The sequence below is a fragment of the Curtobacterium sp. MCJR17_020 genome, from assembly GCF_003234365.2.
Taxonomy (GTDB): domain Bacteria; phylum Actinomycetota; class Actinomycetes; order Actinomycetales; family Microbacteriaceae; genus Curtobacterium.
Window position 1 is genome coordinate 3,819,094 of sequence record NZ_CP126260.1, and the last position, 13,495, is coordinate 3,832,588.

The following is a 13,495-nucleotide window of genomic DNA, read 5'->3' on the forward strand; positions in this document are numbered from 1 at the left end:
CCTGCTCACGAAGCGCGTGAGACGCCGCGCCTCCGCCCGCTACGCGGAGGGCTCCGCGACGACGGCGCGCATCGCGGCCTCGGTCGCGGCTGCGAGTGCTTCCGCGGGCTCCGACATCAGGCTCTTCACGAAACGTGAGTCGTCGTCGGCGAGGACCTCGAACACACCGGCGACGGTACCCTCGTAGGCCTGGGTGACCACGTCCTCCGGGCGGGACTTCGGGACGTTGAACCGAGCCCCCATCGCCGTGTCGACCATGCCCACGATGAGTCCCGTGACCGTGGTGCCCCGCGGTGCGAGCTCCACTCGGAGCCCGTTGGTCGCGGACCAGGCAGCCGCCTTCGACGCGGCGTACACGGTGGGGATCGGGGTCCACGCGGCGAGCGACAAGACGTTGAGAACCGCACCACCGCCGTTCGCCGCCAGGATCGGTGCGAACGCGGCCGACATCCGGATGGTGCCGAAGGTGTTCGTCTCGAAGACCCGCTCGAGGGACTCGTCCGAGGGTGCGGCGATGGAGGCGTCCGCCGCAGGCGCGATGCCCGCGTTGTTCACCAGCAGGTCGACGTCCGGCGCCGCCGCGGCTGCGGCCTCGATCGACGACGGGTCGGTGAGGTCGAGCACGAGCGGCTGGACGCGGTCGTCCTCCCACGCGCGCGGCGAGCGAGCCGCCGCGTAGACCCGGCGCGCACCACCGTCGAGCGCCTGCCGGACGAACTCGGTTCCGAGGCCCCCGTTGGCGCCGGTGACGAGGACGGTGCGGTTCTCGAGCTGGTTGGACATGATCACTCCTGCAGTAGGCTGACGAAACGGGGAATGTCCCCGGATCATTATGTGGGGATAGTCCCCACTTACGTCAAGCCAGGAGTGCAGATGCGTGCCGATGCCCAGCGGAACCGGGACGCGATCCTCGCCGCAGCGCGCGAGGTGTTCGACGCCGACGGCATACTCGCGCCCATCGACGGCATCGCCACTCGCGCGGGAGTCGGGAACGCGACGTTCTACCGGAACTTCCCCACCCGCGACGACCTGCTCGCGGCCGTGATGGACGACAGCGTCCGCGCGATCATCGAAGACTCGGCGGGACTGGATGCCCTCGACGCCGACTCGGCGCTGCGCGAGTGGATGTTCCGACTGACGTGGCAGCTGCGCGTGTGGCAGAACCTGCCCTCGTGCATCGCCGACGCGATCGAGGACGAGGATTCCCCGATCCGGACGCTGTGCGCACGACTCACCGCGCGCACCGCGGAGCTGCTCGATCGTGCTCGGGCGGCGGGAACCGCGTCCACGGTGGAGGCCGCTGCGGTGTTCGAACTGCTGACGACGGTGTCGTGGGGGGTCGACCGGTTCGGGGACGACGAAGAGCGGGCCCGGGAACGTGTCCGGCTCGCGACCGCCGGAGTGCTCGCCGCGCGGTGAGGCGTGCCGCCCGCCGCCTCGCGCTGATCAGTCGGCGGTGATGACCTTCACGGAGCCGGCGATGGTCGCGGCGTCCTCGGCGAGCGCCACGACCGGGTCAGGCAGGCGGGTGGTGGCGCCGACGAGCTTGCGGGCACCCCACCCGACGAACGACCCGACGATCGCGCCGACGCCGCCGAGGATCGCGCCCTCGATGCGCAGGTCGCGCTTGCCGGTCGTGCCGAGTGCTGCGCCGACGAGCGCACCGGACCCGATGCGGCCGATCAGGCCGGCGGGGGAGATGCGGTTCGGGGTCATCGGCAGCTTGTCGCCGATGAGTTCACCGACGGCCGAGGCGACGAGGAGTCCGCGGCCGAGCGGGGTGCTGAAGACCTTCCAGTCCTGCCACGACCCCTTCAACGAGGACCGGTCGTGGTTCAGTGCCAGCACCGCGAGTGGGGTGGCACTGCGGCCGCCGCTCAGGATGCCGAGCACCAGGGTGCGGACCAGGGTGTGCTGCTCGTGCTGCTTGCTCATCGTGTCTCCAGTCGTGATCAGGTCCGACCGTACGCACGCGGGCCGCGAGCGCTCCGAGGGTCCTCACGGACTGCGGGTACTGAGCCGGCCCGAGTAGCGTCCGCCCCATGAGCAACGTCATCGTCTTCGGCGGCCACGGCAAGGTCGCACTCCTCACCACCCGCATCCTCAGCGACCGCGGCCACTCGGTCACCTCGGTCATCCGCGACGCGGGCCAGTCCGACGAGATCCGTGCCCACGGCGGCGAACCCCGTGTCGCGGACATCCAGCAGCAGTCCCTGACCGACTTCGCGGAGCTCGTCCACGGGCACGACGCCGTGGTCTGGTCGGCCGGTGCCGGCGGCGGGTCCGCCGACCGCACGTGGGCGATCGACCGCGACGCCGCGATCCTGTCGGTGCAGGGCGCGAAGCAGGCCGGCGTCGACCGCTACGTCATGGTGTCGTGGTCCGGGTCGCAGCTCGACCACGGGGTACCGCAGGACAACGACTTCTTCGCCTACGCGCAGTCGAAGGCGATCGCCGACGCCGTGGTGCGCGACTCTGGTCTGCAGTGGACCATCGTGGCGCCGAGCACCCTGACGGACGACGACGCCACCGGTTCGGTCGACTGGGCGGGCTCGTCGAGCGACGTGCCGCGCGGCGACGTCGCACACGTGATCGCCGACGTGCTCGAGACCCCCGGCACGGCGGGCAACACCATCCGGTTCAACTCGGGATCGACCCCGATCGCGGACTTCCTGCGCGCCGACGCGGTCTGACGACGCCGACACGGTCTGACGACGGGGCGCGGCCCGCGGCCGCGCTTCAGTAGATCGCTGCGATGCCGGTCATGTCGCCGAGCCCGAGCGTGCGTGAACCGGTGTCGCAGTACCCGCCGGACGGCTCCATGACCTGACCGGTTCCGGTCTTCACGTGGCCGAGTCCGTACAGGTGGCCCCACTCGTGGGTGGCGACGGCCTGGGTGTCGAACCGTGCGCCCGAGCAGGTGGTCGTCGAGCTCCACTTGTAGCTGGTGGCGTACCGCTGGTCGGACTCCTTGGCGATGCCGTTGCCGTCGTACCAGACGCACGTCACGCCGAGGGTCCCGGAGGGCAGCTTGCCCCACCCGACGACGCTGTAGCCGTTGCTCTTCGAGCACGCGCCCTTGTCGGTGAGCCCGGGTGCCTGGGTCGCCAGGCGCACGTAGGAGTTCCGCGCGGACGAGGTCACGGTGCGGTCGCACGACGAGATCGTGCCCGTCCACGCGTTCGCCGCCTTGCGCAGGGCGTCCTTGGCGTACGACGACTTCTGGCCGGACTCGTTGTAGTACCACTGCACCGTGCTCGACCAGCGGTACCCGTTCCGTGCGTTGGCCGTGCTGGTGCACTTGGTGGTGGCCGCGGTCGTGGCGGCCGGCGCGGCAGCCGCCTGGCTGGCCGCGGCACTGGCTGCTGCGCTCCTCGCCTGTTCGCGGTGCACCGCCGGTGCCGAACCGCTCCACGCCTCGTCGATGCGGACCGCGACACCCCCGGTACCGGTGTTCGCGATGACGACCTCCGCCAGCTCGGGAGCACCCGGCGCCGCGGAGCTGCTCGCCATCACGCTCTCACCGGGGGCCGGCACGGCGAACGTGCGGCCGTCCGGCAACACGACCGTGCCGGACGCCACCGTGCACCCCGTCCGGAGCGTCTGCACCGAGAGCGTCCCCGCGGCGCAACGGCTGCCGGCCGCCGACGCGCTCGGCGCCGCCGCCTGCGCGGGTGCCGCCGTGGCGGTGAGGCCGACGACGAGTGCGATGACCGCCCCGGTGGTGAGCGTGTTCCTGACAGGACGCATGGTTGCCCTTCCCGCGGCGAGCCCCTGTGCCCGCCGTCCCTGATCGGGTCCATGCTCGCCGATGGGTACCCGTCAGGTCCAGGGCTGCGCCAACAGGACAGGCCGGGCTCCGCCGTCGCGGTGGGTCAGCGCAGCCGTTCGACCATCGGACACGCGAACGGGTCGCGCGCCGCCAGACCGACCTCGTTGAGGTAGCGGACCACGATGACGTAGGAGTGCACCAGGGTGGTCTCGGTGTACGGCACGCCCTGGTCCGCGCAGTACTTCCGGACCATGTCCCGGGCGGCCCGCAGGTTCGGTCGGGCCATGCTCGGGAACAGGTGGTGCTCGACCTGGTGGTTCAGGCCGCCCATGAAGTACTCGACCCAGGCACCGCCACCGATGTCGCGCGAGGTCAGGACCTGGCGTGAGAAGAAGTCCACGCGGCGGCCGGGTTCGATGACGGGCATGCCCTTGTGGTTCGGTGCGAACGCGATGCCCATGAGGAACCCGAACACGGCGAGCTGCACGCCGAGGAACGCGAAGGCCATGCCGACCGGCAGGAACCAGAACACGACGCCCAGGTAGAGCACGAACCGCCCGACGAAGACCGATCCCTCGGCCCACCGCCGCTTCACCGGGCCGCGGCTGGTGTACGTGCGGATCGACTGCCAGTGCAGGTTCACACCCTCGACCAGGAGCATCGGGAAGAACGCGTAGCCCTGCACCCGGACGAGCACGCGCAGGAAGCCGGTCCGGCTGGCGGCGTCCTCGGGCCGGAACGAGATCGCGTCGAACGAGATGTCGGGGTCCTTGCCGACCGTGTTCGGGTTGGCGTGGTGCCGGGTGTGCTTGTTCATCCACCACGCGTAGCTGATCCCGGTCAGGAACGTGCCGGCGTAGCGGGCCGCTCGGTCGTTCCAGTGGTGCGACGCGAAGACCTGACGGTGTGCGGCCTCGTGGGACAGGAAGGCGAACTGCGTGAACAGTGCGCCCAGCACGCCGGCCACGATCAGCTGGTACCAGGAGCCGCCGAGCACGGCGAACGCCCCGCCCGTGATGCCGAGCAGCACGGCGAGCACGGCGATGAGGCCCCAGTACCAGCCTGTGCGCCGACCGAGCAGCCCGGCGGTACGGACCTGCGCGAGCAGCGCGGTGTACGTCGAGGTGGTGTCGGTCCGAGCCGACCGTCGTTCGGTCTTCCGATAGCCCGTCGGTACGACCAGTTCGTCGCCCATGGTTTCCTCCTGGATCCAGTGCTGCGGCTGCAACCGGGGTCCGGGGCTACGACTTGCTCGTGATCGTACGCCAGCCCGGACCGGGGACACACGGGATCAGGCGGGGAGGACCAGGCGGCGTTCGACGATGGCTCGGGCGACGTCGGCGAGGCGCTCCTGGTTCGACCGCGCGTACTGCCGCAGCAGTTCGAACGCCGCCTCGGTGTTCACCGAGTGCGTGTACGCCACGAAGCCCTTGGCCTGCTCGATCACGACCCGGCTGTCGAGGGCTCGCTGCAACTGCGCCTGCGTCAGCGCCGCGTGTTGCAGGGTCCGCTGCTGCAGGATGCTGATGGTCGCGACGTCGGTCAGGGCCTGTGCTGCCAGGGCGTCGTCGCGGTTCAGCGCCCCCTCGGTCTCGCGGAACAGGTTGAGCGACCCGAGCGTGGTGTCCCGCAACCGCATCGGGATCGCGTGCACCGACGCGTACCCCGACTCGGCGGACGCGGCGGCGAACGTCGGCCACCGGCGTTGCATCTCCGCCTGGTCGCTCACGGACACCGGACGCCCGGTCGCGAAGCACTCCACGCACGGTCCTTCGCCGGCGTCGAGCTGCAGGAGTCCGACGAAGCTGGACCGCTCACTGGTCGACGCCACGACCTCGAGTTCCTGGTGCTGGTTGGCCAGCAGGATGCCAGCCGCCGAGGCGTCGAAGATGTCGACGACGCTGTCGACCAGGTTCTGCAGGAGGTCGACGACGTCGTACTCGTCGACGAGGGTGTCGGTCAGCGTGACGAAGGTGTCGATGAGCCGGCGCTCGCGGGTCGGTGCCATGGTGCGTGCTCCTCAGTTCTCGGAACCGTACGGCCGGGCGAGGTCGATGCGGCGAGCGATGACGTCGTTCGAGACGTCGCGGACGGTGCGTTCGGTGGCGAAGGCGTGCGCCTGCAGCACGAGGAGGGCGTCGGTGACGTCCACCCCGAGCTGTGCTGCGACCATGCCGGTCGCCTGGTGCACCTCTCGTCGGGAGTAGCGGCTGGTGCCCATGTCGGCACGGCCGTCGGCGGCCGCGGCGAGCAGAGCACCACGGAGCACCCGACGGGCTGCGACCTCGGTGAGCTCCACGGCGCCGCGGATCTGCCCCACGGTCAGGGTGCGCTCGCTGTCCACGGACAGGTCGACGGCGCCGACGGGGATCGTCCCGATGCGCATCGGGAACGAGAACACCGCCCCGACCCCGGCGCGCAGGAGCTCCTCGAGCGCGAGCGGCCAGTCGGTGTTCGTCGTGCCGGACAGGTCGGGCTCCAGGACCGGGCGGCGGGTCGTCAACGCCTGCCAACACGGGCCCTCGCCGAGGTCGAACTGGATCTCGTCGATCCGCGCGGCGCGCGCGTCGCTCGCGCACACCGTCGCCGACCCGAGTGGGTTGCCGAGGGTGGAGATGCCGACCCCGGTCACGGGCAGCGTCGTCAGGAACGGCGGGCACATGTCGGTGCCGTCGGGTGCGGCCTGCAGTGCGGAGACTGCCGTCGTGAAGTCGTTCATCGCGAGGAAACCATCCGGGTCCGTGAACGCGGGGCTGATCCGGTCCCCGCGTGCTGCAACGCTAGCGCAGTGCCCCGCGGGCGTCGCCCGCCGGGCACGTCGACCCGCGCGGACACGGTCAGCCCGCGCTGACGCGCGACGGCTCCGGCACGAAGTGGATCCGCTCCGCCGCCCGCGTGACCTCGCGCGCCCGGGCCGTGCGGTCGTCGAACTCGATGCGCGCTGCGTCACGGACCTGCTCCTTGTCGAACAACGACGCCCGGCTCACGACGTCGACGATCGTCGCCACCACCGTGGCGAGACCGCGTTCGAGCTATCCGAGGTTCGTGTTGCCGATGACGAGACGACGGTCCTGCACGTCGAGCGTGACGTCGGGGTAGCCGGCCGTCACGAGCTGCGCGTGTCCATCGGCACCGCGCAGGCCGGCCATCTCGGCTGCGTCGGGTCGGCGGTTGAACACCGCCGGGACGTCGTAGTACTTCGCCGCCGTGGGTTTGCCGAGCTCGGTGGGCAGGCCGGAGGCCACCACACTCGTGAGCGCGAGCGGCGTCGAGGCCGCCTCGGACTGGTCCGTCATGATGACTCCCTGGGCGGCTCCCCGCGGGAGCTCGAGAGGATCTCGGACTCGGTACGGCGACACCGTGGCGTCAGTGTGGGACCCGCGGATGTGAGCACTCCCAGCCACGACCCGGCGCCGGGGCTCCACCACGCCCCGGCGCCACCCCGCTCAGGCGAACTGCGCGTAGAACGCCGACGGGTCCTGCGACAGCGACGCCTTCACCGCACTGCTCCACTCGTCGACGACGACCTCGGCCGCGCCCCGCTCGACGCCGTCCAGCGCGGCCCGCGCCACGTCGGCCGGGTCGACCTTCGGCCCCTCGTAGCCGTCCATCATGTCCGTGTCCGCCGCCCCGAGGTGCAGCCCCTGCACGCTGATCCCCTTGCCGGCGAGCTCCAGCCGCACCGCGTTCGTCAGGTTCCACTCGGCGGCCTTCGCCGCCGCGTACGCGCCGGATCCCGGGTAGACGAACCAGGACAGTGCGGACAGCACGTTCACGATGCCGCCGCCGCCGTTCCGCTCGATCACCGGTGCGAACGCCCGGATCATCGCGAGGTTCCCCCAGTAGTGCGTGTCCATCTCGCGGCGTGCATCGATCAGGTCGTCGGTGAGCAGCGAGCCCGTCGTCGAGATGCCCGCGTTGTTCACGAGCAGGGTGACGTCGCCGGCGGCTGCGGCCGCCGCCTCGACCGACGCCTGGTCGGTGATGTCGAGCGGCAGCGCCACGACGCCCTCGATGTCCACGAGCTCGGGTCGGCGGGCGGTCGCGTAGACCTTGGTGGCGCCGCGCTCCAGCAGCTGCAGGGCGAAGCGGCGTCCGATGCCCCGGTTCGAGCCGGTGACGAGTGCGACCGATCCAGCGATGTCCATGGTGTCTCCTCCTGCCGCGCAGGTGTCTCCCGCCGCGGCTCGGTTACGCTAAGACCTCACATGGATGTCAGGGGCAAGCCCCGGATCGGAGACCGCATGCGGATCGGCGACCTCGCCGCGGAGACGGGCGCCAGCGTGCGCTCGCTGCGGTACTACGAAAAGCAGGGGCTGCTCACCGCGTCGCGGACCACCAGCGGGCAGCGCGTCTACGACGCCCCGGCGGTCGAACGCGTCCAGCTCGTGCAGCAGCTGTTCGCCGCCGGTCTGCCGAGCCGCACCATCGTGCAGCTGTTGCCGTGCGTGGACAGCGGCCATGCGACACCAGAGTCGTTCGCGCTGCTCGTCGCCGAGCGCGACCGGATCACGGCGCAGATGGCGGAGCTCGAGGCCGCGCGTGGCCGGCTCGACGAGGTCATCGCCATCAGCGAGCACCCGACTGCCGAGCACTGCCCGGCGCTGCGCGAGCCGGCAGACGGAGCGGTCGCGGCCTGAGACCTGGTGCGGGACGGACGGGAGGCCCGTGGCGGGTCCGCCACGTCCTCCCTCGCAGGCTCGGTCGGCGCACCCGCGCGACGCTTCGCGTCGCCGCCGAGCGGGTGCGCCCGTCCCTCATCTGCTCACGACCAGGGCCGCAGCTTCGGCGTCAGGGCTGGAACACCTGGATCTGGTCCAGCTCCGCGAAGCCCGTGCCCTTCGTGAAGGTCAGCGTGTTCGCGCCGGCCTTCAGGGTGACGGTCTTCTGCGCCCACCCGAAGCGCCCCCAGTTGACGGTCGGCGCGTAGCTGACCGTCCCGGCCGACGCTCCGTTGACGGCGAGCGCGTGCGTGCTCGCCGCCCCGGTGCCGTTGTCGTACCGGACGTTGACGGTGTACGTCCCCGCGGTCGCCGCCTGCACCGTGAACTGCACGGAGCTGGTCGCGTTGTTGATGTTGCCGACCTTCGCACCGCCGACGGCGTCGGCCTGGGTGACCGTGCTCGTGTCGCTCCGCACCGCCGACTCGGCCTCGTACCGCAGCGCGTTGATCGGGATCGACCCGACCCGCACGTCGTTGTAGGTCGTCGTCAGGTTCTCGACGTTCGTCGCCTGGTAGAGCGTCTTGCCGTCCGCGCTCGAGTCGAAGCCCTGGGCGAAGCCGCTGAACGTGCCGCCTTCGGCGTCGCGGGCGTCGTACGTGACGGCGTAGGGCAGCTGCTCCCACGAGCCGGAGCCCTGGTTGCGGTTGACGACGAAGTTCTGCCCGCCGTCGATGTTGCCGGCGCTGTCGAGCGACCACTTCGACGACACCACGATCATGCCGTTCGCGTCGCCCGTCGTCGGGACCCAGCGGACTTCGGGCGAGGAACCGACCCCGCGGCCGTCGGGCAGTGCGATCTTCGTCCCGATGCTCGTCTCCGGGCTCCAGGTCAGCCCGTCGGGCGAGGTCTTGAAGTACACCGGCGCCGTGTTGTTCGTCTGGCTCGGTCGGTTGACGACCTCGAACGTCGCCACGTAGTTGCCGTTCGGGATCCGGGTGACCGTGATCATGCCGGGCCGGTCACTCTTGTTCGTCGGCGCCGAGACGTTCACCAGGCCGCCCCAGGTGAGACCGCCGTCCGTCGACCGTCGGTAGCTGACGGCCTGCAGGACGCCCTTTGCCTTCTGCCGCTCGTCGGAGAAGTACGTCACGAGGCCGCCGTCGGCGTCGACCGCGACGGACGGCTCCCAGACCGTCGAGGTGGTGGACGTCGGACTCGGGTCGTACGTGGCGGGCCCGCCGGTGTCGACGGTGCTCACGAACGACCAGGTGAGACCGTGGTCGAGGCTCTTGTACATGACCAGACGGCTGCTCGACCGGTCGGTCGGCATGATCATGCCGCTCAGCAGCAGGGTGCCGGCGGGCATGGTGCCGAGCTGGATCGGAGTCTCGTACAGCGAGGGCTGCGCGGTGCGGGTGAGCGTCGGGAACTGGGTGCTCGGCTTCACGGTGGCGACGCGGCTCCACGAGGTGCCGTTGTCGGTGCTGCGGTAGATCGGGTAGACCTGCACGCCGTTCTCGAGCACGAGCTGGTCGAAGGTGACGAACTGCTGGCCGTTCGCCGATCCGCTGTTCTTCAGGACGATGTTCTTGGCGTAGGTCGTGCCGGCAGCACGTCCGCCCTCGGGGTTGAAGGCGGTGCCCGCGGCGGGCGAGTACACGAGGGCTCCGTTGCCGGTCGTGACCGCCTGGGCGGGAGCGGGGCCGGTGACACCGGCGACGAGGGCCGCCGCAGCAGCGGCAGCGGTGACGACGAGCGCGAGCGTTCGGCGTCGACGAGGCGCCGGAGCGGCGCCGAGGCGGAGGGACATGGTGCTCCGTTCGGTTGGTGGTGCAGTGGTGGTGCGCGGAGACGGACTGGAGGCGCGGGACCGACCCGACTCGCGCCTCCAGACCGTCACTGGGTCGCCGACAGGGCCGCTGCCACGGCCCGTTCCTGCCGCGCATGCGCGGCGAAGGCGTCGGCGACCGGGTTGCGACGGCGGTCGAGCCCGCCGTCGCCGTCTTCGACGAGGTCGAAGAGGCCCATCGTGAGCAGGTGCTCCTGGCGGGGTGCGTCCGTGTGCCGCCAGGTCCACTCGTACATGTCGAACAGCGGCCACCAGGTGTACCCGACCACCGGGACGCCCTCGGCACGGAGCTCGTGCACGGCGGCCACGGAGTCGTCGAGCCAGCCGATGCGTTCGTCGACGGACCCGGTGACGCACGTCTCGGTGAGCATGACCGGGGCGCCGTACCGCTCGGCGTACGTCGTCAGCACGTCGCGGAGCCCCTCGGCCCCCGTGTCCCGGTACGGACGCGGGTCGGCGAAGCCGCCGCCGTGGTGGACGCCGGCTTCGAAGACCTCGGTGGAGTGCAGCGGGTAGTAGTTGACGCCCATGACGTCCGGCCGCACCGCGTGCTGGCGGAACCAGTCGAGGTCCGCGTCGGTGACCCCGCCGGAGCGCAGCCGTCCGACGAGCGGATGGTGGTCGTCGACCCCGCCGGTCACGAGGTCCTCGACCAGGAACGTCTGGGCGCGGAGCCGCGCCACGGTGTCCCGGTGCTCGGGGGCATCGACGTCGCCGACGTACCGGATACCGGCGTCGACGTGCACGAAGGTCGCTGCGTCGCCGAGCTCGCGGGCGATCGCCTGCTGGGTGGAGACGAACCCCTTCGCCAGGGCCGAGGCGATGCGGGCAGAGCCCTCGGCGCCGGTCAGGTACGGCGGCCAGTAGCCGTACTCACCCGAGAACAGGGCGTGGATCACGGGCTCGTTGACGGGCGTGTAGTCGGTCGCGACGTCGCCGTACCGGGCGGCGAACCGGGCGGCGTACTCCGTGACGTGCGCCGGGTAGTCGGGGTTCGCGAACTGACCGTCGAGCCAGAGCGGTGTGCCGTAGTGGAGCAGGTCGACGACGGGCCGCAGGCCGGTCTCACGGAACCGCTGCATGACACCGTCGACCCACGACCAGTCCCACACACCGGGCTCCGGAGCGACCCGGTACCAGGGCACGCCCCAGCGGAGCAGCTCGGCGCCGACGTCGACCGCGAGGCCGAGGTCGGCGGCGTACTGCCGGTAGTGGTCGGTGAGTTCGTACTCGTCGATGGGGCGCTCGCCCGGGCGGGCCTGCGGGACGAACGTGTCCTCGATGCCCAGGGCGAAGTGCAGCCGCCCGTCGTCGGACCAGTGCATGGTGTCTCGTTTCGTGGTGGGCGCGCCCCCGAGGGGACCGCGCGGGGTCGTCGTCACTTGAGCCCGGTCCTGGCGACGCTCTCGATGAAGCGGCGTTGCACGAGCAGGAACATGACGGCGAGGGGCAGCACGGCGATCAGGGCGCCGGCCATCATCACGCCCTGCGGGATGATGCCGCCGGGTCCGGTCAGCAGGGTCAGCCCCGAGGTGATGGTCCCCATGTCCTGGTCGGTGGTGAACACCAGCGGCCAGAGCAGGTCGTTCCAGTTGTTGACGAAGGTGAAGATGCCGAGGGTGAGCAGTGCCGGTACGGCGTTCGGCAGGATGATGCTCCGGAAGATCCGCCACTCGGACGCCCCGTCGATCCGCGCCGCGTTGTCGAGGTCGCGGGGGAGCGACACGAAGAACTGCCGGAGGAAGAAGATCCCGAAGGCGTCCGCCGCCCGTGGTGCGATGAGGCCGGCGAAGGTGTTCACCCACCCGAGGTCGGACACGAGCTGGTAGATCGGGATCAGGGTGGCCTGGAACGGGATCATCAGGCTGGCGATGATCACGATGAGCAGGACCTTGCTTCCCCGGAAGTCGAGCCGGGCCAGCGCGTAGGCGGCGAGCGCGTCGAACGCCAACGCGAACACCGTCACCCCGCCGGCGAAGGCGAAGCTGTTCAGGATGAGCCGGCCGAACGGCAGCTGTGTGAAGATCGCCCGGAAGTTGTCGAGCGTCCACGTGTGCGGGAACAGCGTCGGCGGGTAGGCGTTCACCTCGCTCGCCGGCTTGAACGCCGTGAACACGATCACGAGCACGGGGAGCAGCACCGCGAGGGTGACGATGAGCACCGCGGCGAAGCCGAGCCAGCGCATCGACGGTGGGCGCCGGGCCACGGTCCTGCGCCGGACCGCGGTGGCCGGACGGGGGAGTGCGGTCATGATGCGGTGTCCTCTCCGCGCTTGCCGAAGAACAGGAACTGCACGAGGCTCAGCAGCAGGGTCGCGATGAGCAGCACGTAGGCCAGTGCGGACGCGAAGCCGAGGTCGAGGTCCTTGAACCCGGACTGGTAGATCTGCATGACGATCGTCTCGGTGGACCGGTACGGCCCGCCGCCGGTCAGGACGTAGATCTGGTCGAACGCCTGCAGTGCGGCGATGAGCGCGACGATGACGACGAACGCCATGGTGTTGCTGAGCATCGGGAACGTCACGTTCGCGAACCGCTGGCGGCCGTTCGCGCCGTCCAGCTGCGCCGCCTCGTACAGGCTGGTCGGGATCTCCTGCAGCCCGGCCAGGAAGATGACCATGTAGAAGCCGAAGTTCTTCCAGACCGCGACGAGCACCACGGTCGGCATGGCGAGCGTCGGGTCCTGCAGGACGTTGCCGAGCCGGATGCCGCCCACCTGGAGCCAGTGGTTCAGCAGGCCGATCTGCGGGTCGAGCAGGTACGACCACGCGAACGCGGCGACCGCCAGGGACACGATGAACGGCAGGAACAGCGCCGAGCGGAAGAACCCGCGGAACGGCAGCGCCGGGTGGTTGAGCGCCAGGGCCAGCACCAGCGCCACGGCGATCGCGACCGGCGTGAACAGCACCGAGTACAGCGCGGTGTTGCCGATCGACCGGACCACGTCCGGGTCGGTGAAGACCCGGACGTAGTTCGCGAAGCCGACCCAGCTCGGGTCACCGAACCCGCTGGCATCCGTGAAGGACAGCCGCAGCGCCGAGAGCATCGGCCAGAGGACGAACGCCCCGAGGATGACGATCGCGGGTGCGAGGAAGCCGACGACGGTCGCACGGCGGCGGAAGGTCCCGTTCAGGGGCGTCCGGCCGCCGAGCTGTCCCGGGGGACGGTACCGACGGCGTCGGCCGAGTTGCTGCGTGGTCATCGTGGTCCT

General features: G+C 70.6%; 16 protein-coding genes. 3 read left to right on the forward strand and 13 right to left on the reverse strand.

Features of this window, described 5'->3' with window-relative positions; all coding sequences use genetic code 11:
• Window positions 1–39: 39 nt before the first annotated feature.
• Entirely contained in the window at window positions 40–783 is a 744-nt protein-coding gene (locus tag DEJ14_RS18315; protein WP_111083620.1) for an SDR family oxidoreductase, read from the reverse strand.
• A 90-nt stretch (window positions 784–873) separates the two neighbouring features.
• Between DEJ14_RS18315 and DEJ14_RS18320 the strand changes: the two genes are divergently transcribed.
• The gene (locus DEJ14_RS18320; RefSeq protein ID WP_111083621.1) at window positions 874–1,419 is read left to right on the forward strand and encodes a TetR/AcrR family transcriptional regulator; all 546 of its coding nucleotides are present in this window, start codon (window positions 874–876) and stop codon (window positions 1,417–1,419) included.
• 27 nt (window positions 1,420–1,446) lie between these two features.
• Here DEJ14_RS18320 and DEJ14_RS18325 read toward each other — a convergent pair whose 3' ends face one another.
• Window positions 1,447–1,935 carry a DUF4126 family protein gene (locus DEJ14_RS18325; RefSeq protein WP_111083622.1) on the reverse strand — a complete coding sequence of 163 codons (489 nt, stop codon included), beginning with the start codon at window positions 1,933–1,935 and terminating at the stop codon, window positions 1,447–1,449.
• Window positions 1,936–2,042: 107 nt separating this feature from the next.
• Between DEJ14_RS18325 and DEJ14_RS18330 the strand changes: the two genes are divergently transcribed.
• Window positions 2,043–2,693, forward strand: a complete 651-nt coding sequence (locus tag DEJ14_RS18330; RefSeq protein ID WP_111083623.1) for an SDR family oxidoreductase — start codon at window positions 2,043–2,045, stop codon at window positions 2,691–2,693.
• Between the two features lie 46 nt (window positions 2,694–2,739).
• Here the strand turns inward: DEJ14_RS18330 and DEJ14_RS18335 are convergent, their stop codons facing one another.
• From DEJ14_RS18335 to DEJ14_RS18365, 7 genes are all read right to left on the reverse strand, one after another.
• Entirely contained in the window at window positions 2,740–3,750 is a 1,011-nt protein-coding gene (locus tag DEJ14_RS18335; RefSeq protein WP_111083624.1) for a matrixin family metalloprotease, read from the reverse strand.
• Window positions 3,751–3,875: 125 nt separating this feature from the next.
• A complete protein-coding gene (locus DEJ14_RS18340) occupies window positions 3,876–4,967 on the reverse strand; it encodes a fatty acid desaturase family protein (RefSeq protein WP_111083625.1) in 1,092 nt (363 codons plus the stop codon).
• Window positions 4,968–5,063: 96 nt separating this feature from the next.
• On the reverse strand, window positions 5,064–5,780 hold the full coding sequence (locus DEJ14_RS18345) for a GAF and ANTAR domain-containing protein (protein ID WP_111083626.1): 717 nt from the start codon (window positions 5,778–5,780) through the stop codon (window positions 5,064–5,066).
• Window positions 5,781–5,792: 12 nt separating this feature from the next.
• The gene (locus DEJ14_RS18350; protein WP_111083627.1) at window positions 5,793–6,491 is read right to left on the reverse strand and encodes a GAF and ANTAR domain-containing protein; all 699 of its coding nucleotides are present in this window, start codon (window positions 6,489–6,491) and stop codon (window positions 5,793–5,795) included.
• A gap of 118 nt (window positions 6,492–6,609) precedes the next feature.
• Entirely contained in the window at window positions 6,610–6,780 is a 171-nt protein-coding gene (locus DEJ14_RS18355; protein ID WP_181437366.1) for a hypothetical protein, read from the reverse strand.
• Between the two features lie 24 nt (window positions 6,781–6,804).
• Window positions 6,805–7,068 (reverse strand): hypothetical protein, encoded by a 264-nt coding sequence (locus tag DEJ14_RS18360; protein WP_111083628.1) that lies wholly within the window; start codon window positions 7,066–7,068, stop codon window positions 6,805–6,807.
• A gap of 150 nt (window positions 7,069–7,218) precedes the next feature.
• Entirely contained in the window at window positions 7,219–7,920 is a 702-nt protein-coding gene (locus tag DEJ14_RS18365; protein WP_111083629.1) for an SDR family oxidoreductase, read from the reverse strand.
• A gap of 96 nt (window positions 7,921–8,016) precedes the next feature.
• Here DEJ14_RS18365 and DEJ14_RS18370 point away from each other — a divergent pair, with 96 nt between their 5' ends.
• On the forward strand, window positions 8,017–8,412 hold the full coding sequence (locus tag DEJ14_RS18370) for a MerR family transcriptional regulator (protein WP_111083630.1): 396 nt from the start codon (window positions 8,017–8,019) through the stop codon (window positions 8,410–8,412).
• 151 nt (window positions 8,413–8,563) lie between these two features.
• On the opposite strand, the gene DEJ14_RS18375 is transcribed toward DEJ14_RS18370, so the two are convergent.
• The 4 genes from DEJ14_RS18375 to DEJ14_RS18390 form a co-directional block, all read right to left on the reverse strand.
• Entirely contained in the window at window positions 8,564–10,246 is a 1,683-nt protein-coding gene (locus DEJ14_RS18375; protein ID WP_111083631.1) for a CBM35 domain-containing protein, read from the reverse strand.
• 86 nt (window positions 10,247–10,332) lie between these two features.
• Window positions 10,333–11,610, reverse strand: a complete 1,278-nt coding sequence (locus DEJ14_RS18380; protein WP_111083632.1) for a family 1 glycosylhydrolase — start codon at window positions 11,608–11,610, stop codon at window positions 10,333–10,335.
• Window positions 11,611–11,663: 53 nt separating this feature from the next.
• Window positions 11,664–12,536 carry a carbohydrate ABC transporter permease gene (locus DEJ14_RS18385; protein ID WP_111083633.1) on the reverse strand — a complete coding sequence of 291 codons (873 nt, stop codon included), beginning with the start codon at window positions 12,534–12,536 and terminating at the stop codon, window positions 11,664–11,666.
• A complete protein-coding gene (locus DEJ14_RS18390) occupies window positions 12,533–13,486 on the reverse strand; it encodes a carbohydrate ABC transporter permease (protein WP_111083634.1) in 954 nt (317 codons plus the stop codon). The genes DEJ14_RS18385 and DEJ14_RS18390 overlap by 4 nt, the downstream gene beginning before the upstream one ends.
• Window positions 13,487–13,495: the final 9 nt, after the last annotated feature.

Bases quoted from the DNA above. Each gene is read 5' to 3' on its own strand.
- DEJ14_RS18350 (WP_111083627.1), bottom strand. From the start codon at position 6,491: ATGAACGACTTCACGACGGCAGTCTCCGCACTGCAGGCCGCACCCGAC.
- DEJ14_RS18360 (WP_111083628.1), bottom strand. From the start codon at position 7,068: ATGACGGACCAGTCCGAGGCGGCCTCGACGCCGCTCGCGCTCACGAGT.
- DEJ14_RS18370 (WP_111083630.1), top strand. From the start codon at position 8,017: ATGCGGATCGGCGACCTCGCCGCGGAGACGGGCGCCAGCGTGCGCTCG.
- DEJ14_RS18320 (WP_111083621.1), top strand. From the start codon at position 874: ATGCGTGCCGATGCCCAGCGGAACCGGGACGCGATCCTCGCCGCAGCG.
- DEJ14_RS18345 (WP_111083626.1), bottom strand. From the start codon at position 5,780: ATGGCACCGACCCGCGAGCGCCGGCTCATCGACACCTTCGTCACGCTG.
- DEJ14_RS18340 (WP_111083625.1), bottom strand. From the start codon at position 4,967: ATGGGCGACGAACTGGTCGTACCGACGGGCTATCGGAAGACCGAACGA.
- DEJ14_RS18390 (WP_111083634.1), bottom strand. From the start codon at position 13,486: ATGACCACGCAGCAACTCGGCCGACGCCGTCGGTACCGTCCCCCGGGA.
- DEJ14_RS18385 (WP_111083633.1), bottom strand. From the start codon at position 12,536: ATGACCGCACTCCCCCGTCCGGCCACCGCGGTCCGGCGCAGGACCGTG.
- DEJ14_RS18365 (WP_111083629.1), bottom strand. From the start codon at position 7,920: ATGGACATCGCTGGATCGGTCGCACTCGTCACCGGCTCGAACCGGGGC.
- DEJ14_RS18315 (WP_111083620.1), bottom strand. From the start codon at position 783: ATGTCCAACCAGCTCGAGAACCGCACCGTCCTCGTCACCGGCGCCAAC.
- DEJ14_RS18325 (WP_111083622.1), bottom strand. From the start codon at position 1,935: ATGAGCAAGCAGCACGAGCAGCACACCCTGGTCCGCACCCTGGTGCTC.
- DEJ14_RS18335 (WP_111083624.1), bottom strand. From the start codon at position 3,750: ATGCGTCCTGTCAGGAACACGCTCACCACCGGGGCGGTCATCGCACTC.
- DEJ14_RS18330 (WP_111083623.1), top strand. From the start codon at position 2,043: ATGAGCAACGTCATCGTCTTCGGCGGCCACGGCAAGGTCGCACTCCTC.
- DEJ14_RS18375 (WP_111083631.1), bottom strand. From the start codon at position 10,246: ATGTCCCTCCGCCTCGGCGCCGCTCCGGCGCCTCGTCGACGCCGAACG.
- DEJ14_RS18380 (WP_111083632.1), bottom strand. From the start codon at position 11,610: ATGCACTGGTCCGACGACGGGCGGCTGCACTTCGCCCTGGGCATCGAG.